Source organism: Micromonospora sp. U21 (assembly GCF_018070045.1).
Classification (GTDB): domain Bacteria; phylum Actinomycetota; class Actinomycetes; order Mycobacteriales; family Micromonosporaceae; genus Micromonospora.
Map to the genome: position 1 here is coordinate 19,813 of NZ_JAGPYK010000042.1, position 26,879 is coordinate 46,691.

The following is a 26,879-nucleotide window of genomic DNA, read 5'->3' on the forward strand; positions in this document are numbered from 1 at the left end:
GCCCGGACCCGCGTCGAGTCAGCGGGGCGCCTGGACCGCCTCCCGGGCCAGGAGCACCGCGCCGAGCAGCGCCGCGTCGGCGGCGAAGCTGGAGAACACGATCTCCGGCCGGTATGGCAGCACCTCGGCAAGCCGGTCGACGATCAGCCCCCGGATCAGCTCGCTGCCGGCCACCCCGCCGACCAGCACCACCCGCTGCGGATCCACCAACAGACAGCAGGTGATCAGATGGCGGGCAAGCTCGTCGACCCTGCCGCGCAACACGTCCCGCACCTCACCGGGCTGGTCGGCCCGGGCAGCGAGCCCGGCCGCACCATCCGGCACGTCCAACTCGGCGGCGAGCTGGTCCAGTGCGCGTCCGGAGAAGACCAACTCGAGCATCCTGCCGGGACGGGCGGCGCCAGCGAGGGCGTACCCGATCTCACCGGCGGCCCCGTGCCGTCCGGCCAGCACGGTGCCGCGCACCGTGACCGCCGCCGCCACTCCCGTGCCGAGCCCGACCACCAGGCCGGGGTCGGCGTCGCGCAGCGCGCCGAGCCGCAGCTCGGCCAGGGCGGCGGCGTTGAGGTCGTTGTCGACCGCGACCGCCGGCACGCCGAGCCGCTCGCGGACCGTGTCGACCAGCCGCAGCCGGTCCCAGCCCGGCACATTCGGCGCCAGGTCGATGCCGTCGGGCCGGACCACCCCGGGCGAGGCGACCCCGACCGCCGCGACCGGGCCGCCGACCTCTCCGAGCAGCCGCCTCGCCACTTCCAGCGCTCGGTCCAGCGCCTGGCGGGCACCCCGGTCGGCGTGCGTCGGCACCCGCTCGCTGGCCAGCAGCCGGCCCGAGCCGTCGGCCACCCCGACCGCCATCTTGGTGCCGCCGAAGTCGATGCCGAGCAGCAGACCGCCGACGTCTCCGGCCCCGGCGGCCTGCTCGGCGCGGTCGGCCAGTCGTACGGTCACCTGGCCGTCACCTCGGCGACCTCGTCCAGCGCGGCGTCGGCCGCCGCGAGACGGTCCCGGACGGCGGCGAGCCGGCCGGCGACGGTATCGAAGGCGCCACGCAGCTCGCCCACCTGGGCGCGCACCGCGTCCGAACCGGGGCCGTCGATCTGGGCCCGGCGCAGCACGAGCTCCGGGCGGACTGCGGCGGCGATCAGGTCGGCGACCGCCGCGTCGTCCAACGGCTCGCTCAGGCCAACCGCGTCGGCGGCGGCGCGCACGTCGCTCTCCGTCCAGGAGTCCGGCGCGCCGCCGCGGACCAGCCGGCCGACCACGGAATGTGCGGCCCGGAACGGCACCCCGTGCAGGGTCAGCGCATCGGCAGCGGCCGTGGTGGTGGCCCCGGAGGCGACAATCTCCTCCCGGGACGGCGGCTCCAGCGGCTCCAGCTCGGCCAGGAAGCCGCCGAGCAGGGCGAAGAAGCGGTCCGTACGGTCGTTGCTGTCCCAGAGCCGGACCTGCACGTCGGTGGTGGCGTTGTTGGAGTCCTCCCACCAGGCCGCGCCGACGTTGTTGAGCACCGATGCGGCGTCCCCAGCGGCAGCGCCGGCCATCGACACCAGATGCTCTAGCACCACCGGGTTGCGCTTCTGCGGCATGATGCTGCTGCCCTGGGTGAAGTCGCCGGGCGTGGCCACCCAGCGCCAGGTCAGCCAGTCCATCAGAGTCCGGGCCAGTCGGGCGCCGGTGGCCAGCGACTGGGCGTTGAGCGTGCCGACCCGCACCAGGTGATCGGCACCGGCCACCGCCTCGTAAGAGTTGGTGACCAGGCCATTGAAGCCGAGCAGCTCCGCCACCCGGGCCGGGGAGATGTCCAGGTCTGTGCCGGCGAAGGCGCAGGAGCCCAGCGGCGAGACGTTCAGCTGGTCGATCAGGTCGGCGTAGGCGATCGCCTCACCCGCCAACGCCTCGGCGTAGCCGGCGAGTGCGTGGCCGATGGTGGTGGGCTGCGCGGGCCGACGGTGCGTGTAGCCGGTGATGACCACGTCGGCGTAGCGGTCCGCGGCGTCCAGAGCGGTCGCACCGGTGGCGAGCACCCGGTTGAGCACGCCGAGCAGTTGGTCACGAAGCAGCATCCGGAACACCCCGGCGTCGAGGTCGTTGCGACTGCGGGCGAGCTGCACGTCGAGCTGGGCGGCCGGGATTCCGCACGCCTCGGCAAGGCGCTTCTCCACCAGGTAGTAGACGTCCTCGAAGCTGCCGTCGTAGATCGGCGCGGGTGCGGTGTCGGCACGCAGCACGGCCAGCCCCCGCAGCAGTCCGGCGCCCCGCTCGGCGGGGATGAGCCCACGCTCGGTCAGCATCACCACGTGGGCCTGACTGGCTCGCACCATCGCCGGAAAGAGGTGTCCGACGTGATGCTCGTAGGTGGGCCGCAGGTGGTGCCGCTGGTAGGTGGTCAGCGCGGAGGTGCTCATGACGGGATCCTTACTTCCTTCCAGGCCGGATGCGGCGGGTCCGCCGCCCCCGGGGCGTCAGCCGGTCAGTCGGTCAGGCCGAGTAGTCGTTCGGCATTTCCGGCGAAGATGGCTCGCAGGTGGTCGTCGGGCATGCCCAACTCGCGACAGACCCGCAGTTGGTCGTCGAGGTAGCGGGTGACGTAGCCCCGAGGGAACCACGACGAGTCGCTGCCGTAGACGATGCGGTTCGGGCCGATGGTCTCGTAGCAGCGGCGGAAAAGGTCCTCCAAGGTGAGCTTGTACGGCATCCACCGCACCCACTGGTTGGAGCCGGACGTGTCGACCAGGATGTTCGGGCAGCCCCACGCGGCGAAGAACAACTCCTGCACGTGTTGCACGCCGAAGTGCGGCACCACGACCGACAGCTCGGGGAAGCGCCGGGCCATCCGGGCCAGCTCGTCCGGGCCGCCGTACCGACCGAAGGTCAGGCCACCGGCGCTGCCGTAGTGCCCGATGTGGATGAGCACCGGCACGCGGAGTCGCTGGGCGGTACCCCAGAGCGGATCCAGCGCGGGGTCGTCGAGCGGACCGCGCAGAAGCGGGGCGAAGAGCTTCAGCCCGCGCAGGCCACGCTCGACCACCGCTCGCTCCAGTTCGGCGGCGGCATCCGGGCCGTACGGGTCGTGATGGGCGAAGCCGAGCAGCAGGTCCGGATGCCGGTCGACGACGTCGGCGACGCTGTCGTTGCCGCCGCCGGTGACGAAGACCGCCTTGCTGATGCGGTGCGTGCGCAACTCCTCGGCCCACCGGTCGGCCTCGTCCTGCCATCGCTCGGCGGGCGGCTCCGGGTCGGGGAAGCTCCACGCCCGACGCCACTGAGCGGCGTACGGCGCGGCACCGGCAGCCCGGACGCTCCGCTCGTGATCACCGCCGGGGTGCATCCCGGCCTCATGCTCACAGGCTCGGATGGTCTCGTCGGCACCGATCCGGAAGTGCAGGTGGAAGTCGACGATCTCGAGTCCACGGTCGCCGCTCATGATGCTCCCCTGATCGGTGCGGTGTCGCCGGGCTGGGTCGGGGCTGTCGGTCGGCCCGCGTCTGATCCAGGCGCCGGCAGCGGGTCGTCACTCGGTGGCGCGGGCAGCGGTGCGGCCACCCAGGCTTCGACGATCTCCCGCAGCCGGCCGCCGGCCAACTCACGGACCCGCCGCCCGGCCTCCTCGCTGGCCAGCGAGATGTGCCCCGACCAGCCTTGCCAGGGGTCCGGACGGGATTCGACCAGCACGTACGGGTGGGTCACCGGCAGTTTCGGCTTCGGCGGCAGGTCGGTGACGGCGTCGAGGCGCACCGCCTCCGGGTCGAAGCCGAGCACACCGGAGGTCTCGTACGCCCCGCCGTGGCCCCGGGCCGGCAGGGCACCGTAGATCTCCGTGGTCTCCGCCGGGCTGACCAGCTGGAACCAGTTCACCAACAGCAGGCTGGTCTGCCGCCGGCCGGAGACCCACTCCATCGCGGCCCGGACGGTGGACATGTTGGCGTCGTGGCCGTTGACGATCAGCAGCCTGGGGAACCCGGCGGCGACGATTCCCTCGATGACGTCGGCGAGGTAGCCGACCGCGATCTCCGGCCGGATCGCCACCGTGCCCGGCCAGGGCCGGGTCTGCCCGGGGCAGGCCGCGTAGGGCACGGCGGGGAAGAGCACTCCCCGGGGTCCGGAGGTGGCGGCGCTCTCGCTGGCGAAGCCCTCGGCCAGGATCAGGTCGGTGCCCAGTGGCAGGTGCGGGCCGTGCCATTCGACGGCGCCGACCGGCAGCACCGCGAAGTCCGCCGCTTCGGCCACGGCCGCCAGCTCACCGCCGGGCACCCGGGCCGCCGGGAGTAGCGCCCCGGTTGCCGGCCACGTGCTCATGCCGTCCACTGCGCCGCCTCCCGGGAGGCCCGCCGACCGGTTTCGAGCCGGCCGGAGACCACCATCACCACGAAGATCAACACGACCTGGAGCATGCCGTACGCGGCAGCGGTGCCGACCTCGAACGAGTACATCCTGTTGTTGATCTCGACCGAGATCGGCGCGGTCTGCGATGTGTAGATCAGCACCGAGGCGACGAACTCGCCAACGCCGTGCACGAAGGCCAGCAGCCCGCCGGCGATCACGCCCGGCAGCATCAGTCGCAGGGTCACCGAGCCGAAGGCGCGCCACCAGGAGGCGCCGAGGTTGCGGGCCGCCTCCTCCAGAGCGGGGTCGATCTGGGCGAGCGTGGCCGCGCTGGACCGGAAAACCAGTGGGAGGAACCGCACGAAGTACGCCAGCGGCATGATCCAGAACGTGCCGATCAGGACCTGACCGAAGCTGAACGCGTTACCAGTGCTGAACGCCGAGATCAGGTTGATCGCCACCACCGTGCCGGGCAGCGCCCAGGCCAGCATCACCGCCACGTCCAGCACGCCGCGCCCGCGGAAGTCGAGCCGGCGCACCGCGTAGGCGATCAGTACGCCGATCACGATGCAGCCGATGGTAGCCAGCAGGCTCATCTGCAACGAGTTGAGGATCGGCTGGAACGCGTTCGGGTCGGAGAAGATCGTGACGAAGTTCTGCATGGTGTACGCCGCGGGCACCACTTCGGTGGTCCACGAGCCGTCGGCGGAGAACGCCACCAGCGCGATGGTCGCCACCGGAGCCAGCAGGACCACGGTGGCCAGCAGCGACGCGCCCAGAGCCAGCCAACGCCCGAGGGGATTGGTGATCTCGCGGCGGTGCGCGGCGACCCCCTTGGACTGGGAGCGGTAGCTGCGCCGCCCCTCGTACCAGCGCATGCCGAGCAGGAACAGCACCGAGACCACACCCAACACGGAGGCGTAGGTGGACGCCATCGGCAGGTCGCCGTTGGTGCGGTTGATGTAGATCTGCATGGTCATTGTCTGGTCCACGCCGAAGAGCAGCGGGGCGGTGTACGACGCCAGCGACGTCATGAAGACCAGCAGCGAGGCGGAGACCAGCGCCGGGGTGAGCATCGGCAGCAGGACCGTCCGCCAGACCCGGACCCGACCGGCGCCCAGATTGTAGGCGGCCTCCTCCACCGACGGGTCCATCCCGGCCAGCGCCGCGGCAGCGGACAGGTAGAAGAACGGGTACATGGTGAAGGTGTGCACCACCAGCACCCCGGCGATGCCGCTGAAGGGCAGCACCGGCTCGGCGGTGCCGAAGATCTGCTGAAGCCCGCGCGGCAGGATGCCGGTCTCGCTGTACAGCAGCTGGAAGGAGATGGCGCCGATCAGCGGTGGCAGCGCCGCCGGCACCAGGATGATCGCCTCGATCAACCGCCGGCCGGGAAACGAGAAGCGCTTGAGCAGGAAGGCCATCGCGACCCCGACGATCCCGCAGAGCAGCACGCTGGCAGCGGAGATGATCAGGGAGGTGACCAGGGATGATCGCGCGACGCCGGAGTTGGTGAAGAAGCTGGTGTAGTTCGCCACCGCGTCGACGCCGACGCTCTCGGCGAAGGTGGCGAACATCGGCTGCACCACGTACCCGAAGAGGATCAGGGCGAGCGGCAGCACCAGCAGGTACGGGAACCAACGCGAGTTCGTCCCGCCGGTGAACCGATCGGTGAAGCGTCGCCGCCGTCCGTCGCCGGCGGGCGCCGGGCTTCCGGTGACCGGTGGGATGGTGGCCGGGCTCGGGGTGGCGGGGATGGTGCTCATGGCCGCACCACCCACATCCGCTCCCGCGGCAGCCGCAGCCCGAGCTGGTCGCCCACCGACAGGCCGGCCGGCGGATCGACGGCGGCCACCTGCACCGCCTCGCCGGCCACGTCGACCAGGAGGTTGGTGGACATGCCGGTGAACTCCAGCTCGGTGACGCGACCGGTGACCACGCCGGGCTCGGTGGCCGAGGTGAGGCCGATGTGCTCGGGGCGTATCGAGACCAGGGCCGTCGCCCCCGTGCCCAACCCGTGATCGGTGGGAGCGGCGACGCTGACCTGGCTGTCGTCGGGCAGCCGCACCGTGACCGTCTCCGGGCCGGCGCCCAGCACCGGCAGACTCAGCACGTTGCTGCGGCCGATGAACCGGGCGACGAAGCTGGTCGCCGGCCGGTGGTAGATCTCCTGCGGGGCGCCGATCTGCCGCACCCGACCGGACTCCATCACCGCGATCCGGTCGGACATCGCCATCGCCTCGGCCTGGTCGTGGGTGACGTAGAGCGAGGTTGTGCCGGCCTCCCGCTGGATTCTCCGGATCTCGACCCGAGTCTCCTCGCGGAGTTTGGCGTCGAGATTGGAGAGCGGCTCGTCGAGCAGCAGGGTCCGCGGCCGGATGACCAGTGCCCGGGCCAGCGCCACCCGCTGCTGCTGGCCACCGGAGAGCTGGTCGATCCGACGCTCGCCGTAGCCGGCAAGGTGGACCTGGGCGAGCGCCTCCTCGACCCGCCGCTTCGACTCGGCCCGGCCGACCTTGCGGATTTTCAGCCCGTACGCGACGTTCTGCGCGACGGACATGTGCGGAAAGAGCGCGTAGTTCTGGAACACCATGCCGGTGTCGCGCTTGTTCGGCGGGCGCCGGGTCACGTCCTGGTCGCCGAACCGGATCCGCCCGGAGCTCGGGAAGTAGAACCCCGCCACCATCCGCAGCGTGGTGGTCTTGCCGCAGCCGCTCGGGCCGAGCAGGGTGAAGAACTCCCCGGCGGCGATCGTGATGTCGACGTCGTCGACGGCCGCGGTGTCGCCGGCGCGCCCGAAGCGCTTGCTCACCGACTCCAGCGTGACATCGATCATGATGTCTCTCCTCAGTCCGGAACCGGGCGTGGCCGGTCGCAGGGGGTGGGGCGGGCCGGGGAGCCGGTCGGACGCGAGTCACCCTCGGCCGTCCAGCGCCGGTACGTCCCCGGGGCGGCGCCGGACCGGGATGGTGCCCGGTCCGGCGCCGATCCGGTCAGCCCTTGTTCTTGATCTCGCCGTTCCAGTGGTTGATCCAGTCGGTCTCGTTCTTACCGACCACGTCCCAGTCGACGTCCATCGGCTTGAGCTGGAGTTGGGCGAGCCACTCCGGCTCCTCGGCGATGTCCACCGCGGGGATCTGGTAGTAGTCCTTGGCCAGGTCGGCGCGGAGCTTGTCGTCGAAGAGGAACTCGATGAACTTCTGGGCGCCGGTGGTGTTGCCGCCCTTGACCGCGGCGAGACCGTCGACCAGCACGGGCGCGCCGGAGGCCGGCATCACGAAGCCGAACGGCATGTTCGACTGGTTGGCCTGGAGCAGGACGTCCTGCAGGTTCCAGGCGCTGAGCAGGCCCTGCTGCCGGGAGAGCTTCAGGTACAGGTCCGCCGGGTTGGCGGCGTACGCGCCGGTGTTGGCGTCGAGCTTCTTGAGCCAGTCGTAGCCCGGCTGGGGGTTGCTGCCGTCGGCGGACTGCCGCTGGATCATCGAGGCGTAGATCGACCGCATGGTGCCGGACGCGGCCACGTCCCGAATGACGATCTTGTCTTTCCACTGCGGCGCGAGCAGGTCGTCCCAGTCCTTCGGGGCCTGCTCGGGGGTGAGCGCCTTGTTGTTGTACATGATGACCTCGGGCAGCAGGATCTCGCCGAACCAGCGACCCTCGGCGTCCTTGTACCGGGCGTCCATCTTGCTGGCGAACGCCGGCTGCCAGGCGGTCAGCAGGTCCTCGGACGCGCCGGCGGCCAGCCCCTGCTGGGTGCCGCCCCACCAGATGTCCGCCTGCGGGTTGGCCTTCTCGGCCCGGACCCGCTCGAGGATCTCCTGGGCGCCGAGGTTGAGGATCTCGACCTTCCCCTTGTACTCGGGGAACTTCGCGGTGAACTGGTCGACCACGAAGGTCGAGACCTTCTTGTCACGGGCCGTGTAGATCGTCAGCTTCTCGACGCTGCCGTCGGCCGCGTCGTCACCACCGCCACAGGCGGCGGTGCCGGCCACCAGGGCAACGGCGAGCGCTCCGGTGAGGAAAAGGCGACGTCTCATGAGTAAGTACCTCCAACGGGGGACGAGGGGAAATCCGGGTGGTTACGAGGAGGGAAGCAGGAGGGGCAGGCCGGCCGCGGCGGCCGACAGCGCGTAGCTGACCGCGCCGTGCAGCACCGCCCGATCGCCGAGCACGGCCCGGCGTACTTCGGTCGCGGCGGGCGCGCCAGCGGTGACGAGGGTCTGGATCCGCTCGACAGCGGAGTCGTCGAGCTGTGCGGCGGCACCGCTGAGCAGAACCCGGCCCGGGTCGATGACGCAGACGCAGGAGACGATCAGCCGGGACCAGGCGGTCAGCAGTTCGTCCAGGAACTCCGCGGCGGCGCCTCCGGTGCGCGCCAACTCCACCAGGGCGCGTACCGGCGCCTCGGGGCGGCGGCCCGGCGCCAACGCGACCACCCGCTCGGCGATGGCATTTTCCGACCAGCGTGCCTCGAACGGGCCGATCCCGTCGTGCCCACGATCCGCGGGGTCCAGCGGCAGGAAACCCACCTCGCCGGCGGCACCACCGGCGCCCCGGCGGACCTGCCCGTCCAGCACCAGACCCGCCCCTATGCCGTCGGCGACGTGCAGCAGCAGCAGGTCGGCGACGTCACTGCCCGCCCCTGCGGCGTGCTCACCCGCGGCCATCAGGTTCACGTCGTTGTCGACCACGACCGGTACGGCCAGCCGCCGTTGGACCATCTCCCCAACCGGCCGCCCCTCCACCAGGCCGACCGACGGGGCGAGCCGGACAGCACCTCCGGAGGAGACGCCAGGCGCCGCGATGGCCACTCCTCGCAACGCTGGCAGGCCATCCCCGGCCAGCTCGGGGATGGAACGGCAGATGGTGTCGACGATGTCACCAGCGAGTCGGACGGCGCGGTGCGCCACCACCGCTCCGTCACTGTCGGCGATCTCGCAGCTGATCCGGGACGGCTCCAGCGAAACGGCCGCGACCAGCTCGGCACGAGGATTGAACTCCAACATCGCGCGGGGACGTCCCGAGCGGGACGCGCCCGGCCCTCGCTCCAGAAGGTAGCCCTCGGCGATCAGCTCGCGGACCAACGGCGTGAGCGTGGCGGGGCTCAACCCGGTCAGCTCGGTCAGCTCGGCACGCGAGAGCAGGCGCACCTGGCGGGCGGTGGAGATCACGGAAAGCCGCTTGATCTCCTTCGACCGCTCCCGGCTCACCGGGCTCGTTGGTGGCGTCACCACGTCAGTCACATTTCCTTCCTACGGCGAACGAACTATGGAGTCAAGTAACGACTGCGTCTCGGCGTTCGGCCAAGACCCCCTTGGAGCAGGAAAAATGCCCATTCGTGCCGAAGGAGATCCAGAGAGTGACCCTCGGCTACAAGGCACTTCGTTTCTTCCGGAAAAGAAGGAAGTCTCTTCGAGGTATTGACGCTCCTCGCCGACGATCTCTAGCGTCACCCGGCGAAGGCCTTCCAGTGTGTACGGAAGTCCCGTACCGCTGTGCACCCCGGTGACGCCCGTCGATCGGGGCCTCACCGCCGCCCGTCCCACCAACGAACCGGACCCGACCCGTCGGCGCGACGCATCCCGCGTCCCCCGCCGGTCGTCGCCGTCCGGACCCCGCGGTTCGGAAGGATCCACATGCGACTCAAGGCATTCCTGCTACCGACGGCGCTCGCGCTGGCCCTGTCCGGGACACCAGCCACCGCGCTCGCCTCCACCGCCCACCCCGCAGCCAGCGGCGCGGTCGACCTCGACGTGCTCTTCGTCAGCGCCCACCCCGACGACGAGGCGGGCAGCCTCGCCACGCTCGGCCAGTGGAAGGAGAAGTACGGTGCCAAGGCCGGCGTCGTCACCATCACCCGGGGCGAGGGCGGCGGCAACGCCGTCGGCCTCGAGGAGGGGCCACCACTCGGCATCATCCGGGAGCGCGAGGAGCGGACCGCGATCGGGCAGGCCGGCGTGCAGAACCTGTACAACCTGGATCGGGTCGACTTCTGGTACACCGCCTCGGCACCGTTGTCGGAGCAGATCTGGGGCCACGACGCGACGCTCGGTCAGATCGTCCGGGTGATCCGGACGACCCGCCCCGAGATCATCATGACCATGAACCCGTCGCCGACCCCGGGTAACCACGGCAATCACCAGCAGGCCGCCAGGTTCGCCGCCGAGGCGTTCCAGGGGGCCGCCGACCCGAAGGCCTTCCCGGAGCAGATCCGCGAGGAAGGGCTCAGCGTGTTCCGGGCGGCGAAGTTCCTGCGTACCGGCGGAACCGGCAGCTCCTCGGCCGGCCCGGCGTGCGCGTCCAGCTTCACCCCGACGGTCCCGACCGACCAGGTCTTCGGCGTTTGGGAGGGCACCCCGAGCAGGACCGGCAAGACCTGGGCGGAAATCGAGGTCGACGCCCGCCGGGAGTACGTGACCCAGGGCTGGGCCGGCACCGCGGCCGCCCCGACCGACCCGGCGAAGATCCGCTGCGACTTCTACACCCTCGTCGACAGCCGGGTGCCGTACGACCCGAAGGACAACTCACCGGAGGCGATCCTGCGCGGGTCAATGCTTCCGTCGGCCAAAGGCGGGCTGCCCAAGGGCACCGAGCTGTACCTGACCACCGACCGCTTCGACGTCGCACCCGGCGAGAGCGTCGAGGTCACCGCGCACGTCAAGGCCGCCGCCAACCGGGCACTGAACCGCCCGACGGTGACGCTGCAGGCGCCGGACGGTTGGTCCGTCTCCGGCGGTACGGGGCTCGGCGTGAGCGTCCCGGCTGGCAGGGATCGGACGGCGACCTTCACCGTCACCGTGCCGAAGGGCGGCGAGACCGGCACGCAGAAGCTGCTCACGGCCACCCTGAACACCAAGGGCCAGGGCTCCGGCAGCACCGACGAGGCCGTCCGGGTCGTCGCCGATGTACGCGGCACCCTGGAGCCGCTGCCCGAGGTCGGCCTCTTCCGTGACTGGGCGAGCGCGGGCGGCTACGGCCAGCTCGACACCCTGATCAAGCCGGTGCTCACCATCGGCTCCGGCAAGACCCGCGACGTCAGGGTCGACCTCCGCAACGTCGGCGAGACCGTACAGAACGGCACGGTCACCCTCGGCCTGCCCGCAGGCTTCACTGCTGACGCCGCCACGAAGAGCTACCACGACCTGGCGGCCGGCGCCACCGGCGCGGTCACCTTCAGTGTCACCAACAGTGACGCCTCGCTCCCCACGGCCAACGAGGGCGGCGAGGGCGGCGACTACGGCATCACCATCACGACCGCCAGCAGCACCGGCAGCACGGTCGAGAGCGGTGCCCTGGAGATCGTGCCGACCAGCGAGGTGCCCCAGGCCGGCGTCGCCCACGCCGTCGACGGAGTAGCCGGCGCAGGTGAGTACCCGGGCGAGGAGCTCGACTTCTCGCGGATCTGGGAGGGCGAGGCGACCACCGTGGCCGACGCGTCAGCCAAGGGCCGGATCGTCTGGACCGCGGACGCGCTCAAGGTGATCGTCACGGTCACCGACGACGTACTCGGCCGGAAGGTGGTGCCGCAGGACTGCAAGCGTCAGCGGCGGACCGACAGCGTCGAGATCATCGTCGACCCGAAGGGCGACTCCTCGGACACCTCGACCGTGTTCAAGGCGGGCATCTTCCCCATCACGGACGACCCGGCCAACGGCAACCCGCCGTGCTGGCAGCGCGACGCCGACAACCGGCAGGGCCCGGGTGGGCAGACCGCTCCAGGAATGACCGTGGTCAGCAAGGTCAGCGAGCCCTACACCGGCTACACGATCGAGACGAGCATCCCGTTCGCGGTGCTGCCCGACGCGGTCGACCCGGCCCGGATGGGCTTCAACGTGCTGGTCTACGACTCGGACACGCAGGATCTCGCCTCCCAGTCTCGACTCGGCTGGTCGACGTTCACCGGCGTACGAGCCGACCCGTACCGCTACGGCCTGGTCACCCTGCCCGGCTACACCCCTGCCCAGCAGGGCCCGAGCACGCCGGTCTTCCCGGACACCTCGGCGCGCAGTGTGCACAGCCCGCAGACGATCGCCCAGTCCGCGATCGACGGTGTGGCGCCGGCGGCGGTGCCTCGGTTGCCGGAGCGGGCACTGCGCCTCACCCGGCAGCGCCGGGTGAACGGCGGGGTCGAGGTCGCCCTGCAGTCCGACCGTACGGGCACGGCGTACCTCTGCACCTGGAACGGCGACCGCGCCCTGGGCAGCCGCACGGTCGAGTTGCGGCCCGGCCAGCCGGTGACCGTGCTGGTCCCGGTCGACGGGGATGAGGCGACGGCCGTGCTGGCCGCGTTCGAGTCAGGTGGCTCGGCCGTCGCCCAGCAGGTCACGATCCGCCGCTGAGGTCATCGGGGAACCCGGGCAGGTGTCGGACGAAGCGTCCGGCACCTGCCCTCCGCCGTGCCGGCGGTAGACGGTCAGGTGGCGCAGGTGGTGGCGGGCAGGCCGGGCACGGTCACCGGGGACCGCCCGCCCGGGCGGGCCTTGCCGGCCAGCACGGCGGCCAACGCGGTCATCGACGCCCGGCTGGAGGAGTAGGTGGCCAGCAGCGTCGGCGACGCCGCCTTGGCCAGCACGTACGGGGTGTCCATGGCGACGGTGACCGCCGCGTCGGCGCGCAGGTCGGCGGTGCCGTCGCCGTAGCCGACCAGGTGCACCACCGTGCCGCCGCTGGGCACCACCTTGACGCCGGCTGCGGTCAGCGCCTCGGTGAGCAGCGACCGGGTGCCGTCCCGGCCGCCGGAGGAGGTGACGGTGATCGGCCCGCGCGCCGCGCCGCCGCAGGCGCCGCGCAGCACGGTGACCGCACCGGCGGCCAGCGCGTCCGCCGCCGCGCGGTGCGCCGGGGCGTTGAGCGTGGACATCTGCGCGGTCGGGAGCGCCGCCAGGCGGAACTTCATGGTCAGCACCCGGGTGACCGCCTCGACCAGTCGGGCCCGGGTCAGCGACCCGCCGCGCAGCGCGGCGAGCAGCCCGTCGTACGCCTGGCCGACGTTCGGGGTCATCAGGATCAGGTCGTTGCCGGCGTTCAACGCCCGGACCGCGGCCTCGCCGGGCGCCCAGCGCTTCGCCGGGGGCATGTTCATGCCGTCGGTGATCACCACGCCGGTGAAGCCGAGCTGGCCGCGCAGCACGTCGGTGAGCAGCTTGTGCGAGAAGGTCGCCGGGGTGCCGGGGTCGATGGTGCGCGCGTCCAGGTGACCGGACATGACGGCCATCGCGCCGGCGCCGATCCCGGCGGTGAACGGTGGCCAGGCGCCGCTCTTCAGCGCCGCCGCGGACTGGGTGAGCACCGGCAGGTCCTGGTGCGAGTCGTCGGCGCTGTGGCCGTGACCCGGGAAGTGTTTCAGGGTGGCGGCGACGCCGCCCGCCTGGAGGCCCCGGACCGCGCCGCCGACCTGCGCCGCTGCCCGCTTCGGGTCCGCGCCGTAGGACCGGGAGCCGATCACCGTGCTGCGGGTGGCCAGCACGTCGGCCACCGGAGCGAAGTCGATGTTGATCCCCATCGCGGCCAGCTCGGTGCCGGCGGCCCGCCAGGCGGCCTCGGTCAGCGCCGGGTCGCCGGCCGCACCGGCGGCGAGGGCGCTGGGCAGCACGGTGACGTCGTCGGTGATCCGGGTGACGACGCCGTACTCCTGGTCGGTGCCGACCAGGAAGGGCGCCGGGCCGGCGGCGAGCCGGCCGGCGGCGGCACGGAGCCCGCCGGTCAGCTCGTGCACCTGCTTCGGGTTGTCGACGTTGGTGGTCTCCTGGTTGCCCTTGGTCGGGTCGTCGGCGCTGAACCCGACCAGGATCAGCCCGCCCAGCCGGTACTTGGCGATCATCTCGGCCGGGGTGTCGACCCCGGCCAGCGCCTGGTTGCCGGCGGCCGAGCCGGGTGAGACCTTCGTAGCCGAGTCGCCGTAGGCGTACGGCATCAGCACCTGGCCGACCAGGTCCTCGTCGGAGAGCGTGGCGACCAGCGCGGCCGCCTGGGCGGCGGGGTCGCCGGTCGGCGTGGTGGCGGGTGTGCTCGGGCCGGCCGAGGTGCCGGCCGGACCGGGCGTCGGCGCGGGACTGTCCCGGGTACCCGAGCAGCCGGACACGAGCAGGGCGGTCAGGGCGGCGACGGCGACGCTGGCGCGGCGCGGGCGAATCGGCACGCCGCCCATCCCACCAGTTCACCCTTATCGGGGCAACTTGACCTTACCGGCCAGCCGCCGCAGACCGCCGCCGCGCCAACGTGCGGGCAGGTGGCCGGGCCGGGGGGCGATCTGGTCAGCCGACCCGGGTGAGCAACGTCACCGGCGCGCCGTCGCCGGCGTACCGGTAGGGCTCCAGGTCATCGTCCCACGCGGTGCCGAGCGCCTTGTCCAGTGCGTGCGCCAGCGCCTCCGGGGCACGGGCGGCGGCCATCAGCGCGCGCAGCCGGTCCTCGCCGAGCTGGATGTCACCGGCCGCGCCGACGGTGGCCCGGAACAGGCCGCGTGCCGGCACGTACATGAAGCGCTCGCCGTCGGCGCCGGGACTCGGTTCCTCGGTCACCTCGAAACGGATCATGGGCCACTGCCGGAGAGCAGCAGCCAGCTCGGCGCCCGTCCCCGGACGACCGGTCCACCCGCACTCGGCCCGGCGAGCGCCGGGGTCGACGGGCTGAGCCGTCCACTGCAGGTTGACCGGCGCGGCTAGGACGCGCGCGATCGCCCACTCGACGTGCGAGCACACGGCGAGCGGGGTCGAGTGGACGTATACGACGCCACGCGTTGGCACGGTGACCTCCCGGAGAGCGAGGTGCGTCTTCCCCTACGACCTCGTCCACCCGAGTGGCTGATGCAACACATGATTACTCCTGTGACGGATGGTGCGCCAGAGAATCGGAAAAAACGCCGGCCGGAATAGCCGGACGGGTGGTCTCCGTTGCCTCTCAGGACACCGCGACGACCAGCCTGATGTCGTGGTCCTGTACAGTTCCATCGGCGGCTTCTGCCGCGCACAACTTCGCGGGCCGACCCGGTGTCGCCCGCACACAGCCCCCGGACGTCCAGTCCTCCCGTACGTCTTGCAAGGAGTACCTCCGTGGCGAGCAACACCTCTAAGACCGCGCGCGCGTCCGTCCGGGCCGGCCAGGCTGGCCAGGGTGGCGCCCTCAGCGTGCTGGGCGAGTTCAAGTACCTCATCCCGCTGAACAGCGGCAAGCACGCCTACGTGCGCAACCTGACCAACGGCAAGACCGTGCACCTGCGCACCGACTCCGAGGCCTTCGTCGAGGAGATCCGGGTGCTGGCCGCGGCCGGCCACGCCGCCAAGATCCGGGCGGAGATCAACAACCTGGCCGTGACCCACCCGGGTGACGGCTGGGAGGCGACCGAGAAGCGCCTGGTCGCGGCCGGCGTCTTCGAGGGCTGAGCCCTCCCCCACCGCGTCATCTGAAAACGCCCGCCGGGAACTCCCGGCGGGCGTTTTCGCGTCCGTACCCGGGTCGGAGTGCCCGGCGGGCTCAGGCCGGGTCCACCAGGGCCACCTCCCCGGTGGCCAGGTCGTAGAGGCCGCCGACGACGGCGACCCGGCCGGCGGCGACCGGCCCGGCCAGCAGGTCGTCGTCGCGCAGGGTCCGCACGGTGCGCCGGACGTGCCGGCGGATCGCCAGCGGGTGCACCGCCGGGTCGTCCAGCCCCGCCTCGATCACCGCCGGGGCGATCTCGTCCACCAGGTGGGACAGCGAGCCGCCGGGCCGCTCCCCGGCGCGCAACGCGTCCACGGCGGCTCCCACCGCGCCGCACCGCTCGTGGCCGAGCACCATGACCAGCGGTACGCCGAGCTGGCCGACCACGTACTCGATGGAGCCGCACACCGCGCGGTCGAGCACGTGCCCACCGGTGCGGATCACGCAGATCGCGCCGAAGGTCTGGTCGAAGATCGCCTCCAGCGGCACCCGCGAGTCGATGCAGCCGAGCACCACCGCGTACGGCTGCTGGTCACCGGAGGCGGCCGCCGCGGCGGCCGTGACGTCGTGACCGTGCACGGGCTGGCCGCTGACGAAGCGCCGGTTACCGGCGAGCAGCTCGGCCAGCGCGGCGCGAGGTGTACCACCGGCCTGTCGCCCCGGCGCCGACGGTCCGCCCGCCGGCGTTCCGGGCGTTGCCCCCGACGACCCCATGCCGTTCAGCTTGGCCCGCCCTGGGCGGCCACGGGCGGGGTCGGGAATGTTCGCCCCGGCGCGATTGGCGTGGTGTCATGACGGGTAGCCGGTGTTACCGCCGGGTATCCCGGTGCGGGTGGTGCCGGGCGGCCCTGGGAGGTGGCGATGCCGGAGCGGTTCGAGGTCGGTCTGCCCGACGGCGTACGGCTGCACGTCGAGGCGGCGGGGCCCGCGGATGCCCAGGTCACCGCTGTCCTGCTGCACGGCTGGACGCTGGACGGGCGCAGCTGGCACCGGCAGGTCGACGCCCTCACCGGCGCGTTTGGCGGCGCAGTGCGGGTGGTGACCTACGACGCGCGGGGGCACGGCCGGTCCAGTTGCATGCCGCTGCCCACGGCCACCCTGGCCCAGCTCGGCGACGACCTTCTCGCGGTGCTCGACGCGGTCGCGCCGACCGGGCGGGTGGTCCTGGTAGGGCACTCGATGGGCGGTATGACGATCATGGAGTACGCGCACCGCCACCCCGGGCACTTCACCGCCCGCACCGCCGGCCTGGTCTTCGTCTCGACCACCGCGCAGGGGCATACGCACACCGTCTACGGGCTCTCCCCCCGGATCGCCCGGCTGATCCGGCTGGCCGAGACGACCGGCGCCGGGGTGCTGGCCCGGTGCGGTTCGTGGCGGGCACCCCGGGCGCTGCTGCGCGCCCTGCAACCGAGCATCCGGTGGATGCTCTTCGGCGACCGCTGCGAGCCGGCCGACATCAGGCTGGTGACCTCGGCGGTGGCTCGCGCCTCGCTGCGCTCGATCGGCGGGTTCCGCGCCTCGATCGGCGCCCAGCACCGGTTGGACACCCTCGCCGCGCTGGCCCACCTGCCGGCGGCCGCCCTGGTCGGCGACCGGGACCGGCTGACCCCGCCGCCGTGCGCCGAGTCGATCGCCGCGGTCCTGCCGGCCACCGAGCTGACCGTCTGCCCGGGTGCCGGGCACATGCTGATGATGGAACGCCCGCAGGAGGTGAACGCCGCGCTGACGGGTGTCCTGAGCCGGGTGCTCGCCGAGCCGGCGCCCCGCGCGAGCGGCGCGGCGCCCGCCGGGACGGGTGTCTGACCACGTTCCCGCACCTCGGGCGCGGGAGGCCGGGCCCGGGGCCGTACCCTTCTGCGGTTGGCTCGCGCGGTTCGCGCCGCTCGCCGGCGACGTCAGGAGGAGCGTGCGTTGACCGACCAGACCGCCCTGGAGCAGGAGATCGCCGTCGAGCAACGGCACCTCGACCGGGTGTACGCCCGACTCGCCGAACTTCGGCGGTCGGCGGTCCGCGCCGAGCGGGACGGCTACCGGATGGCCCGGGTGGGCACCTTCGGCGCGCTCGTCGAGCGCGACGCGATGGTCTTCCACGCCGCGCAGCGACGGCACACCCTCGACGCCGAGCATGAGGGGCTGGTCTTCGGCCGGCTGGACCTGCGGGACCGGCAGGTCCTGCACGTCGGCCGGCTCGGCATCCGCGACGAGGACGCGACCACTCTGGTCGTCGACTGGCGCGCGCCGGCGGCCGCCGCCTTCTACCAGGCCACCCCGGCACAGCCGCTGGGCGTGGTACGCCGGCGCACCATCCAGTCCCGCGGCGAGCGGGTCACCCGGATCGAGGACGACCTGCTCGATCCGACCGCCGCCCCCGAGGGGATGACGGTGGTCGGCGACGGCGCGCTGCTGGCGACCCTGTCCCGGGCCACCGGCCGGGGCATGCGCGACATCGTGGCGACGATCCAGCGTGAGCAGGACGAGGCGATCCGCTCGCCCAGCTCCGGGGTGACGATCGTCGCCGGCGGACCGGGCACCGGCAAGACCGCGGTGGCCCTGCACCGGGCCGCCTACCTGCTGTACTCCGAGCGCAGCCGGTACGCCGGCGGCGGCATCCTGGTGGTCGGCCCGTCCTCGGTCTTCGTCGAGTACATCGCCTCGGTGCTGCCCTCGCTCGGCGAGGACACCGCGACGCTGCACTCGCTGGGAACCCTCTTCCCGGGAATGACCGCCACCCGCACCGACCCGCCCGAGGTGGCGGCGGTGAAGGGTTCGCTGCGGATGCGCCGGGTGCTGGAGCGGGCGGTCCGGGACGCGGTGCCGGGCGGGCCGGGCGAGCTGCGGTTGCTCTACCGGGGAACGCTGCTGCGGCTGGACCGGGCCGAGCTGGACGGGATCCGGGACCGCGTGCTGCACCGGGGCGCCCGGCGCAACGAGGTGCGCCGGGCCGGCTTCGACGGTGTCTTCGCCGCCCTCTGGGCGCAGGCCCGGCGGTTGGGCATCGGTCGGCTGCCGGAGCAGCCGGCCTTCGAGGCGGAGATCGCCGAGCGGCCGGAGTTCCGGGAGTTTCTCAAGGCGTGGTGGCCACGGCTGCACCCCCGGCACGTGCTCGGCTGGCTGGCCCGGCCGGACCGTCTGCGCCGGTACGCCGGTGGCATCCTCTCCACCGCCGAGATCCGGCTGCTCAGCGCGGCGTACCAGGACCTGGACGCGGCCGGCTTGACCATCGCCGACGTGGCGCTGCTGGACGAGCTGGACGCGCTGCTCGGCAAGCCTGCGCAGCCGGCCCGGGCCCGGCGTGACCCGTTCCAGCTCGCTGGCGGGGTCCGTGAGCTGAGCAGCTTCGGCGACCGGCAGCGGGCCGCGCGGGCGGCGGCCCGGGAACGGCCGGCGGACTACCGGGAGTACGCGCACGTGGTGGTGGACGAGGCGCAGGACGTCTCGCCGATGCAGTGGCGCATGGTCGGCCGGCGTGGCCGGCTGGCCTCCTGGACGGTGGTGGGTGACCCGGCACAGACCGCGTGGACCGGCGACCCGGAGGAGCTGAGCCGGGCCCGGGACCAGGCGCTGGGCCGGCGCAAGCGGCACGACTTCACGCTGACCACCAACTATCGCAACTCGGCGGAGATCTTCGCGGTGGCGGCGGCGGAGATCCGCCGGCTCTACCCCGACCTGCCGCTGCCGACCGCCGTCCGCTCCACCGGGGTCGATCCGGTCGAGCTTGTGGTGCCCGCCGCGGGCCTGCGGACCGCGACCGTGGAGGCGGCCACCGGCCTGCTGGCCGAGGTGGAGGGCACGGTCGGGGTGATCACGCCGGTCCCCCGCCGCGACGAGGTCGCCGGTTGGCTGGGCGCACTCGGTGCGCCGCGACTGCAGGTGGTGACCAGCCTGGAGGCGAAGGGCCTGGAGTACGACGGGGTGGTGCTGGTCGCCCCGAGCGAGATCCGGGCGGATCCGGGCGCCGGGGTGCGCACCCTCTATGTCGCGCTGTCCCGGGCCACCCAGCGCCTCACCACCATCGACCCGACCGGCTGACCTGCGAAGCGAGCCCCGTCGGACGGATGCCCTGCCGTAGACTTGCATACATAGCGATGTGAGCATACGTTTGACCGGGTCCGGACCGACGGCGGAGGGTGGTCTCGTGGGCGCAGGTCATGACCACCACCACGGGTCGGTCGCCAACTCCGCGCACCAGCACCGGGGGCGGCTCTGGGCAGCGTTCGGGCTGCTCGCCACCCTGATGGTGGTCGAGGCGGTGGCCGCGTTCCACACCGGCTCGCTGGCCCTGCTCTCCGACGCCGGGCACATGTTCACCGACGTGCTCGGCATCGGGATGGCGCTCGCCGCGATCACCGCCACCCGGCAGGCCACCGGCGACCCGCAACGCACCTTCGGGCTCTACCGACTCGAGGTGCTCGCCGCGCTGGCCAACGCCGTCCTGCTCTCCGGCGTCGCGGTCTACGTGGTGATCGAGGCGATCCGCCGGTTCGGCGACCCGCACGAGGTGCTGGCCGGTCCGATGCTCGCCGTGGCCGTGCTCGGCCTGCTCGCCAACCTGGCCGCCTTCGCCCTGCTCCGCGCGGGGGCCCGGGAGAGCATCAACCTTCAGGGCGCCTACCTGGAGGTGCTCGGCGACCTGCTCGGCTCGCTCGGCGTCATCGGCGCGGCGCTGCTCATCCAGCTCACCGACTGGTGGTGGGCCGACCCACTGGTCGCCGTCGCCATCGGCGTGTTCATCCTGCCGCGCACCTGGCGGCTGGGACGGGCCGCGGTCCGCATCCTGGTGCAGGCCGCCCCGGAACACCTCCAGGTGACCGCCGTGCATGACCGGCTGGCCGCGGTGCCCGGCGTGGTCGAGGTGCACGACCTGCACGTCTGGACGCTCACCTCGGGCATGGAGGTGGCGTCCGCACACCTGACCATGGCGCCGGGCGCGGATGTCGGCGTGGTGCTCGCCGCGGCGCGCACCGCCCTGCACGAGGACTTCCGGATCGAGCACGCGACGTTGCAGATCGAACCCGGCGCGGCCCCCGGAGCCTGTGGATCGGTCGAATGGTAGCGGCATTTCGGGAGTTTCACTCGGATTGGCCGGAATTTACCGTGACGACGCACGCACCGTCCGTCACATCGGCTGCATCGGCCCCACCGGCACCGGTAGGCTCGGTCCCGGCCTCCACCCGGCGGCGCCCTCCCGGCGCCGGTGGCGGCCGCCGCCTAATCGCCCGAGCGGGCGAACCGGGGAACCATGTTCCTGGGGTGCATCCGCGTCAGCGGTAGGGATCTTCCGTCCCGAACCCGTCAGCTAACCCGGTCGGCGGCTGACGGAAGGACATGCGTAGTGGTACCAGCACGACCACCCGCCGCCCGACTGGCGGCCCTGATCGTCGCGATGTTCGCCCTCGGCGTCGCGATCCCGGCCGGCGCCGCCTCGGCCGCTCCCCCGACCGGCCTGCGGGCCGCCGCGGCACCCGACGGCGACGAAGAGGGCGGCACCCCCGCGCTGCGGGCCCAACTGGAGGCGGCCAGCAAGGGATACCTGGACGCGAAGCGCGCCCTGGACACCTCCGTACAGCGGCAGCAACAGCTCGCCACCCAACTGAAGACCACCGAGACCGAGCTGACGGCGCGCAGCGGCAAGGTCGACGAGATCGCCGGACTGGCCTACCGCACCGGCCGGCTCGGCACGGTGTCGGCGCTGCTCAACAGCAACACCCCCGAGGGCTTCATGGACCGGGCCGTCACGCTGGACGCGGTCGCCGCCAACGAGGACCGGGCGCTGCGCGACCTCGCCGCCACCAGGGACGAGGTCAACCGCACCCGCGTCGCCCTGGACGGCGAGATCCGTGAACAGCGCAAGCAGGTGACGGTCATGGCCAAGCGCAAAGAGCAGGCCGAACGGGCCCTGACCGTGGCCACCACCAAGCCCCGGACGACCGCCGACACCGGCTCCAACCGGGGCACCTCCGCCGCCAACGCCAAGGCCGCGCCGCGCAACTCCGACGGCTCCTGGCCGTCGGAGTCGTGCAGCGTCAACGACCCCACCCCGGCCACCGGCTGCATCACCCCGCGCACCCTGCACGCGCTCAACCAGGCCAAGGCCGCGGGCTTCACCCGGTACGTCTCCTGCCACCGCAACGGCGGCTCCGGCGAACACCCGAAGGGTCGGGCCTGCGACTTCGCCGCGCAGAAGAGCGGCTTCGGCGGCGACGCCACCGGCGGCGACAAGACGTACGGCAACAACCTGGCCGCGTACTTCATCCGCAACGCCGACCGGCTCGCCGTGCTCTACGTGATCTGGTACAGGCAGATCTGGCTGCCCAGCAGCGGGTGGAAGTCGTACAGCGGGGCGGGCGGCGACCCGTCCAGCGACCACACCAACCACGTGCACCTGTCGGTGTACTGACCCGGGGGCGGTGCCCCGTCTCGCGGGGCACCGTCCCGCCCGGGTACGTCAGCGGACGTACCCGGGATGTCGCCGGCGGTCGGACGTCCGGGCCGGGCCCGGCGGGCAGCATCCTGGTATGCGTCGCATCCCGCCCACCGCCCGCAAGGCCCTGCTCACCCTGCACCTGGTCACCTCGCTCGGCTGGCTCGGCGCCGACCTGACGCTGCTCACGCTCGGCGTCGCGGCACAGCGCGGCGCCGACCCGGCCGTCGTCTACCCGGTCGCCGCGCTGGTCGGCACCGTGCTGTTCGCGCCGTTGAGCGTGCTCGTCTGGCTGGTCGGCGTGGCCAGCGCGCTGCTCACCCCGTGGGGCCTGCTGCGCTACCGCTGGGTGCTGGCCAAACTCGTGATCACCACGGTGATGGTCGGGCTGGTGCTGTTCCTGCTCACCCCGAACCTGCGGCACGCCGGCGCGCTGGGCGCCGCCCTGCCCGCCCGGGACCGCGCCGACCTGGTGATCGCACCGGCCGTGTCGACCAGTCTGATGATCATCGTGACGGTGCTGTCCACGTACAAGCCGTGGGGGCGACGGTCGGCCGCGCGGCCCACCGTCGCGGGCCGGACCGGCCATGATCGCGCTGCAACCAGGATCTAGTGGCCTCCCCGCGCGAGCAGGCCACTACATCCAGGATCGAGCGTGACCTTGCCGCGGGCCAGGCGCGGGCGCGGGCTCAGCTGGCGGGTGGGGAGCCGGTCGTGCGGTCCAGGGCTGCGCCGAGTCGGGTGGCCAGAGCCAGGTGGGCCGCCCTGGCCTGGCGGAACGCGTACCGGAACAGCGGGGCCGGCGCGGTCAGGGTGATCTCGACGTCGACCCGGACCAGGCCGTCCGGCTCGCCGCGCAGCCGCGTGTGGTTGCGCACCGTGGTGGCCGGCCACTGGCGGGCCACCATGACGATCTCGTCGTCCCCGCTGATCAGCACGTCCGCCTGGTAGGTGGTCCGGAAGCGGAACGGGCCGGCCACCAGCCGGTCGCTGATCACGTAGCTGGCCTGGGCGCCGGGCCGGAGCGGCAGCCGGCGGACCCGGACGATCAGGGGGTGCAGCTCGCCCTGCCGCGTCAGGTCGCTCAGCAGCGCCGCCGCCTCGCGGGGCGTGCAGCGGGCCTGGACGGTGTAGCTGAAGGTTTCGCTCCTGAGCACACCGTCTCCCGCCGTCGTCGGTCGCACGATCGTCCCGTACCCCGGTCGGGCTGGCAACGCCCGGACGGACACGGACCGTTGCCTCGGCATTCACACCCCGTTCCCACTACGGTCGGCTGATGGGGAACCACCGGCCGTGACGGGCAAGGGAGGGCGTGAGCATGAACGGGTACGACCGGTGAGCGGGCACGTGATGGTCTTTGCGCCCACGCCGCAGCTGACGGTGACGGTGGACCAGCCGAGCGACCAGCCCGAGCTGCACCTGCACCCGGGCGGGCAGGGCGTCTGGCAGGCCCGCATGGTGATGTCGCTCGGGATCGACGTGGTGCTCTGCACCGCGCTCGGCGGCGAGATCGGCCAGGTGCTGGAACCGCTGCTCGTCAGCGAGGGAGTGGACCTCAAGGTGGTGGTCCGTGACTCCGGCAGCGGCGGGTACGTGCACGACCGCCGGGACGGGTCCCGGCAGGAGATCGCCGACGTGCCCGGGCAGCCACTGAGCCGGCACGAGCTCGACGAGTTGTACAACCTGGCCCTCGGCGAGGGGCTGCGAGCGTCGGTGAGCGTGCTCAGTGGACCCAACGAGCCGTGGCTCGTTCCGGCCGACCTGTACCGGCGCTTCGCCGCCGATCTCGGTGCCAACGGCGGCCGGGTGGTGGTCGACCTCTCCGGCGATCACCTCGGCGCGGTGCTGGACAGCGGGGTGTTCTTCCTCAAGGTGAGCCATGAGGAACTGATCCGCGACGGCCGCGCCCGCAACGAGGAGAGCGCGGAGCTGACCCGGGCGATGTACGAGCTGCACGCCGCCGGCGCCGAGACGGTGGTGGTGAGCCGGGCCGACGAGCCGGCGCTGGCGCTCATCGACGGGGAGTTGTTCGAGGTGGAGATGCCCCGGTTGCAGGCGGCCGACCCGCGCGGCGCGGGCGACTCGATGACCGCCGGGGTGGCCGCCGTGGTGGCCGGCGGCGGAGACATCCGGACCGCCATCCGGACCGGCGCCGCCGCCGGGGCGCTGAACGTGACCCGGCACGGGCTGGGCACCGGGCGGTTGGACTCGATCACCGGTCTGGTGGAGCGGGTCCGGCTGGTCCCGGCGGACAGCCGACAGCAGGAGCGGACCACCCCCGACGAACTGGCCGAGCGGGCGGTCGAGCGATGACGCTGCGCGTGCTGGTCACCAACGACGACGGGATCGCCGCACCGGGCATCCAGGCGCTGGCCTGGGCCGCGGCGCAGCGGGGCCTGGACGTGGTGGTCGCCGCGCCACTGGAGGAGGCGAGTGGCACCAGCGCCGCCATGAGCGCGGTGGAGCAGGACGGGCGGGTGGTGGTGCACGACCACCCGTTGCCGGATCTGGCGGGCGTGCCGGCGTACGGGGTCGGTGGCTCCCCCGGCTTCATCACTCTGATCGCGCTGCACGGCGCGTTCGGCCCGCCGCCGTCGGTGGTGCTCTCCGGCATCAACCGGGGTGCCAACGCCGGCCGCGCCGTACTGCACTCCGGAACCGTCGGGGCCGCGTTCACCGCCGCCACGAACGGCTGCCGGGCGATGGCGGTCTCGCTGGACGTGCTCTCCGCGGGCGAGGCGACGGCCGCCAGCGGTGGCGCCGCGGTGGACGCCGCCGCCCGGGTACGCGACGTCGAGCGCAACTGGAGCACCGCCGCGCGGGTCGCCCTGGACCTGCTCCCCCGGCTGACCGCCGCGCCGATCGAGAGCGTGCTCAACGTGAACGCCCCGGACCTGCCGCACGGGCGACTGCGCGGGGTGCGCCGCGGCACGCTGGCCAGTTTCGGTCAGGTGCAGATGACGGTGGCCGAATCGGGGCACGGCTTCGTGCGCACCTCGCTGGAGGAACCGGGGCAGGCCGCGCAGCCCGGCACGGACGTGGCGTTGCTGGCTGCGGGGTACGCGTCCGTGACGGCCATCCGCGCGGTCACCGAGATGACCGACGTCGACCTGAGCGGCCTGGACGAACAGCCCTGACCGGCGTGGGCCGGGGCGTCCAGCGCTCAGGCGCCGGGAAGCACCTCGGGAGTGGCGGTGCCGGCGAAATATGGCTCGGGGGCACCGAAGAGGCCGAGCAGGCCGGTCACCCAGAGCTGCCGGTGCACGAACCGGCTCGGCTCGGTGACCACCAGCTTGACGCCGCTGACCTCGGCGGTCTGGAAGCCGGCCACCATCGCGCTGATACCGACCGAGTCGATGAAGGTGACCAGCCTCATGTTCAGCTCGATGCGTACGGGGCGGCCCTTGGCCAGCACCTCCGCGACCGCCTCGCGCACCTCGTACGCTGTGTCGACGTCGATCTCGCCGCGCGGGGCGATTTCCACGACTCCACCGGACAGAATCGACTTCACGATCGACAGGCTCACGCGAGCACCTCCACCCGCCCGTCCCCCGGGCGCCTCATCAGTACGCGGGCCGCGACCGACAGTATTCCTTTGACGGCCTCGGTCGCCACCCCTCGGGATGAGCAATTCGCGGATCCGGGCACAGAAAGTCGCCCATATCCGGACTTTTCGTTATCTGATCACTCAGTGCTTTTCGTTATCTGATCACTCAACCGTCGGTCGGAACCGACGCGTCGCCGGACCAGGGTAGCGGTCCCGGCCCGGCGCGCCCGACAACCGGCGCACGAACCGCGCTCGCCCCGTGTGGCACCGGCGTGTCGCGCCTCGTCGATCGACCGTGTCCCGGACGGGTGGTTGCCGACGCCGCCTAGCATCGGCCAGGGAACCCACCGTTACGGAGAGGACCTTCGATGATCAAGAAACTGGCCGGGCTGGCCGGCGTCGGTGCCCTGCTCGCCCTCGTACTGGCCTGCGGCTTCGGTGGCGGAGGCGATGACGACGACGATGACGACGACGACTTCGCCCGGGGCGTCTCCGTGGTGGTGCTGCGCTGACCTGTCCGGCGAGCCGGGCCGGCCGGGTTTGCGCCTGGCCGGCGCGGGGCACTGCGGGGTAGGCGAATCGTGACGCGCTGGACAGACGCCGAAGTCCGAAGTGGCCGCCGGCTTCGGCACCCGAGGAGGTAACCACGATGTTCGGAACCAACCTGCTGGACCGCCGCAGCAAGCCGGAGCGGATCGCGGACCAGGCGTGGGAGCACCTGGTCTCCGCCGTCAGTTCCGCGGGAGACAGTGTCCGGGGCACCGCCCGCTCCGCCCGACGCGGCAGCAGTGACCTCGCCGATGGTGCGGGCGACCTGGTGGGCTCCGCCGCCGACGAGGCGCGGCGCCGAGCCTCGCTGGCCTTCGACGCGCTCGCCGGCCGCCAGCCGGCGCTGCCCTGGACGCTGCTGATCGGCGCCGCGCTGGTCGGCGCCGCGGTCGGCTGGGCCGTCGGCTCCGCCGCCCGGGCTGCCGGCAGCCGGGACGACCGTGCGATGGACGACGTCGAGTTCGTCGACGTAGACCGCCCCAACTCCCCCGTCGGCCTGAACGACTGATCCACCCGCCACCCCCGGGCCCCGCTCGACCCACCGGTCGACCGGGGCCCGCTCCTTCCTCCCACCCTCCCCCACCGCCGCGCGCCCCGCCTCGTACGCCCCCCGGCCCC

The 26,879-nt window shown here is 72.5% G+C and carries 24 protein-coding genes and 1 riboswitch; of the genes, 11 read left to right on the plus strand and 13 right to left on the minus strand.

Translation table 11 applies throughout. The features are described from left to right. Positions 1 to 18 precede the first annotated feature (18 nt). From KBX63_RS31710 to KBX63_RS31745, 8 genes are all read right to left on the minus strand, one after another. Positions 19 to 948, minus strand: coding sequence for an ROK family protein (locus KBX63_RS31710; protein ID WP_307871914.1), 930 nt, complete (start codon positions 946 to 948; stop codon positions 19 to 21). Next, complete coding sequence (locus KBX63_RS31715) at positions 945 to 2,405, minus strand: argininosuccinate lyase (protein ID WP_210917658.1); 1,461 nt, start codon at positions 2,403 to 2,405, stop codon at positions 945 to 947. Before KBX63_RS31715 ends, KBX63_RS31710 begins: the two co-directional genes overlap by 4 nt. Before the next feature lie 65 nt (positions 2,406 to 2,470). After that, positions 2,471 to 3,424 carry an amidohydrolase family protein gene (locus tag KBX63_RS31720; RefSeq protein WP_210917661.1) on the minus strand — a complete coding sequence of 318 codons (954 nt, stop codon included), beginning with the start codon at positions 3,422 to 3,424 and terminating at the stop codon, positions 2,471 to 2,473. Next, positions 3,421 to 4,296 (minus strand): creatininase family protein, encoded by an 876-nt coding sequence (locus KBX63_RS31725; RefSeq protein ID WP_210917663.1) that lies wholly within the window; start codon positions 4,294 to 4,296, stop codon positions 3,421 to 3,423. The genes KBX63_RS31720 and KBX63_RS31725 overlap by 4 nt, the downstream gene beginning before the upstream one ends. Then, a complete protein-coding gene (locus KBX63_RS31730) occupies positions 4,293 to 6,089 on the minus strand; it encodes an iron ABC transporter permease (protein WP_210917665.1) in 1,797 nt (598 codons plus the stop codon). The genes KBX63_RS31725 and KBX63_RS31730 overlap by 4 nt, the downstream gene beginning before the upstream one ends. Then, positions 6,086 to 7,159 carry an ABC transporter ATP-binding protein gene (locus KBX63_RS31735; protein WP_210917668.1) on the minus strand — a complete coding sequence of 358 codons (1,074 nt, stop codon included), beginning with the start codon at positions 7,157 to 7,159 and terminating at the stop codon, positions 6,086 to 6,088. Before KBX63_RS31735 ends, KBX63_RS31730 begins: the two co-directional genes overlap by 4 nt. A 157-nt stretch (positions 7,160 to 7,316) precedes the next feature. After that, the gene (locus KBX63_RS31740; RefSeq protein WP_210917671.1) at positions 7,317 to 8,360 is read right to left on the minus strand and encodes an extracellular solute-binding protein; all 1,044 of its coding nucleotides are present in this window, start codon (positions 8,358 to 8,360) and stop codon (positions 7,317 to 7,319) included. A gap of 42 nt (positions 8,361 to 8,402) precedes the next feature. After that, a complete protein-coding gene (locus KBX63_RS31745) occupies positions 8,403 to 9,566 on the minus strand; it encodes an ROK family protein (RefSeq protein ID WP_210917684.1) in 1,164 nt (387 codons plus the stop codon). Between the two features lie 393 nt (positions 9,567 to 9,959). Between KBX63_RS31745 and KBX63_RS31750 the strand changes: the two genes are divergently transcribed. Beyond that, the gene (locus tag KBX63_RS31750; RefSeq protein WP_210917687.1) at positions 9,960 to 12,662 is read left to right on the plus strand and encodes a sugar-binding protein; all 2,703 of its coding nucleotides are present in this window, start codon (positions 9,960 to 9,962) and stop codon (positions 12,660 to 12,662) included. A gap of 74 nt (positions 12,663 to 12,736) precedes the next feature. On the opposite strand, the gene KBX63_RS31755 is transcribed toward KBX63_RS31750, so the two are convergent. Further along, on the minus strand, positions 12,737 to 14,470 hold the full coding sequence (locus KBX63_RS31755) for a glycoside hydrolase family 3 protein (RefSeq protein WP_210917689.1): 1,734 nt from the start codon (positions 14,468 to 14,470) through the stop codon (positions 12,737 to 12,739). A 106-nt stretch (positions 14,471 to 14,576) separates the two neighbouring features. Continuing rightward, a complete protein-coding gene (locus KBX63_RS31760) occupies positions 14,577 to 15,068 on the minus strand; it encodes a DUF3145 domain-containing protein (RefSeq protein WP_210917691.1) in 492 nt (163 codons plus the stop codon). Between the two features lie 306 nt (positions 15,069 to 15,374). On the opposite strand from KBX63_RS31760, the gene KBX63_RS31765 reads away from it, so the two are divergent. Continuing rightward, on the plus strand, positions 15,375 to 15,704 hold the full coding sequence (locus KBX63_RS31765; protein WP_210917694.1) for a hypothetical protein: 330 nt from the start codon (positions 15,375 to 15,377) through the stop codon (positions 15,702 to 15,704). 91 nt (positions 15,705 to 15,795) lie between these two features. On the opposite strand, the gene KBX63_RS31770 is transcribed toward KBX63_RS31765, so the two are convergent. Continuing rightward, positions 15,796 to 16,455 (minus strand): carbonic anhydrase, encoded by a 660-nt coding sequence (locus tag KBX63_RS31770; RefSeq protein ID WP_247663748.1) that lies wholly within the window; start codon positions 16,453 to 16,455, stop codon positions 15,796 to 15,798. A gap of 147 nt (positions 16,456 to 16,602) precedes the next feature. Here KBX63_RS31770 and KBX63_RS31775 point away from each other — a divergent pair, with 147 nt between their 5' ends. The 5 genes from KBX63_RS31775 to KBX63_RS31795 all read left to right on the plus strand — a co-directional run bounded on the left by KBX63_RS31775 (position 16,603) and on the right by KBX63_RS31795 (position 22,778). Then, the gene (locus KBX63_RS31775) at positions 16,603 to 17,547 is read left to right on the plus strand and encodes an alpha/beta fold hydrolase (protein WP_210917697.1); all 945 of its coding nucleotides are present in this window, start codon (positions 16,603 to 16,605) and stop codon (positions 17,545 to 17,547) included. Between the two features lie 108 nt (positions 17,548 to 17,655). After that, positions 17,656 to 19,773, plus strand: coding sequence for an AAA family ATPase (locus KBX63_RS31780; RefSeq protein WP_210917698.1), 2,118 nt, complete (start codon positions 17,656 to 17,658; stop codon positions 19,771 to 19,773). A 106-nt stretch (positions 19,774 to 19,879) separates the two neighbouring features. Further along, the gene (locus tag KBX63_RS31785) at positions 19,880 to 20,797 is read left to right on the plus strand and encodes a cation diffusion facilitator family transporter (protein ID WP_210917699.1); all 918 of its coding nucleotides are present in this window, start codon (positions 19,880 to 19,882) and stop codon (positions 20,795 to 20,797) included. A 142-nt stretch (positions 20,798 to 20,939) separates the two neighbouring features. Continuing rightward, positions 20,940 to 21,071, plus strand: a riboswitch (cyclic di-AMP (ydaO/yuaA leader). A gap of 56 nt (positions 21,072 to 21,127) precedes the next feature. Beyond that, the gene (locus tag KBX63_RS31790; RefSeq protein WP_210917715.1) at positions 21,128 to 22,141 is read left to right on the plus strand and encodes a hypothetical protein; all 1,014 of its coding nucleotides are present in this window, start codon (positions 21,128 to 21,130) and stop codon (positions 22,139 to 22,141) included. 118 nt (positions 22,142 to 22,259) lie between these two features. After that, positions 22,260 to 22,778, plus strand: a complete 519-nt coding sequence (locus KBX63_RS31795; protein WP_210917700.1) for a hypothetical protein — start codon at positions 22,260 to 22,262, stop codon at positions 22,776 to 22,778. A gap of 76 nt (positions 22,779 to 22,854) precedes the next feature. On the opposite strand, the gene KBX63_RS31800 is transcribed toward KBX63_RS31795, so the two are convergent. Beyond that, positions 22,855 to 23,322 (minus strand): SRPBCC family protein, encoded by a 468-nt coding sequence (locus KBX63_RS31800; protein WP_210917701.1) that lies wholly within the window; start codon positions 23,320 to 23,322, stop codon positions 22,855 to 22,857. A 178-nt stretch (positions 23,323 to 23,500) separates the two neighbouring features. On the opposite strand from KBX63_RS31800, the gene KBX63_RS31805 reads away from it, so the two are divergent. Both KBX63_RS31805 and surE read left to right on the plus strand, forming a co-directional pair. Then, complete coding sequence (locus KBX63_RS31805; RefSeq protein ID WP_307871915.1) at positions 23,501 to 24,478, plus strand: PfkB family carbohydrate kinase; 978 nt, start codon at positions 23,501 to 23,503, stop codon at positions 24,476 to 24,478. Further along, positions 24,475 to 25,302: a 5'/3'-nucleotidase SurE gene (gene surE, locus KBX63_RS31810; RefSeq protein WP_210917704.1), complete on the plus strand. Its 828-nt coding sequence runs from the start codon at positions 24,475 to 24,477 to the stop codon at positions 25,300 to 25,302. Before KBX63_RS31805 ends, surE begins: the two co-directional genes overlap by 4 nt. A gap of 26 nt (positions 25,303 to 25,328) precedes the next feature. Here the strand turns inward: surE and KBX63_RS31815 are convergent, their stop codons facing one another. Further along, complete coding sequence (locus KBX63_RS31815) at positions 25,329 to 25,691, minus strand: STAS domain-containing protein (RefSeq protein WP_210917706.1); 363 nt, start codon at positions 25,689 to 25,691, stop codon at positions 25,329 to 25,331. A gap of 389 nt (positions 25,692 to 26,080) precedes the next feature. Here KBX63_RS31815 and KBX63_RS31820 point away from each other — a divergent pair, with 389 nt between their 5' ends. Then, entirely contained in the window at positions 26,081 to 26,224 is a 144-nt protein-coding gene (locus KBX63_RS31820; RefSeq protein ID WP_210917709.1) for a hypothetical protein, read from the plus strand. Between the two features lie 137 nt (positions 26,225 to 26,361). Further along, a complete protein-coding gene (locus tag KBX63_RS31825) occupies positions 26,362 to 26,769 on the plus strand; it encodes a hypothetical protein (RefSeq protein ID WP_210917711.1) in 408 nt (135 codons plus the stop codon). The last annotated feature ends 110 nt before the right edge of the window (positions 26,770 to 26,879 follow it).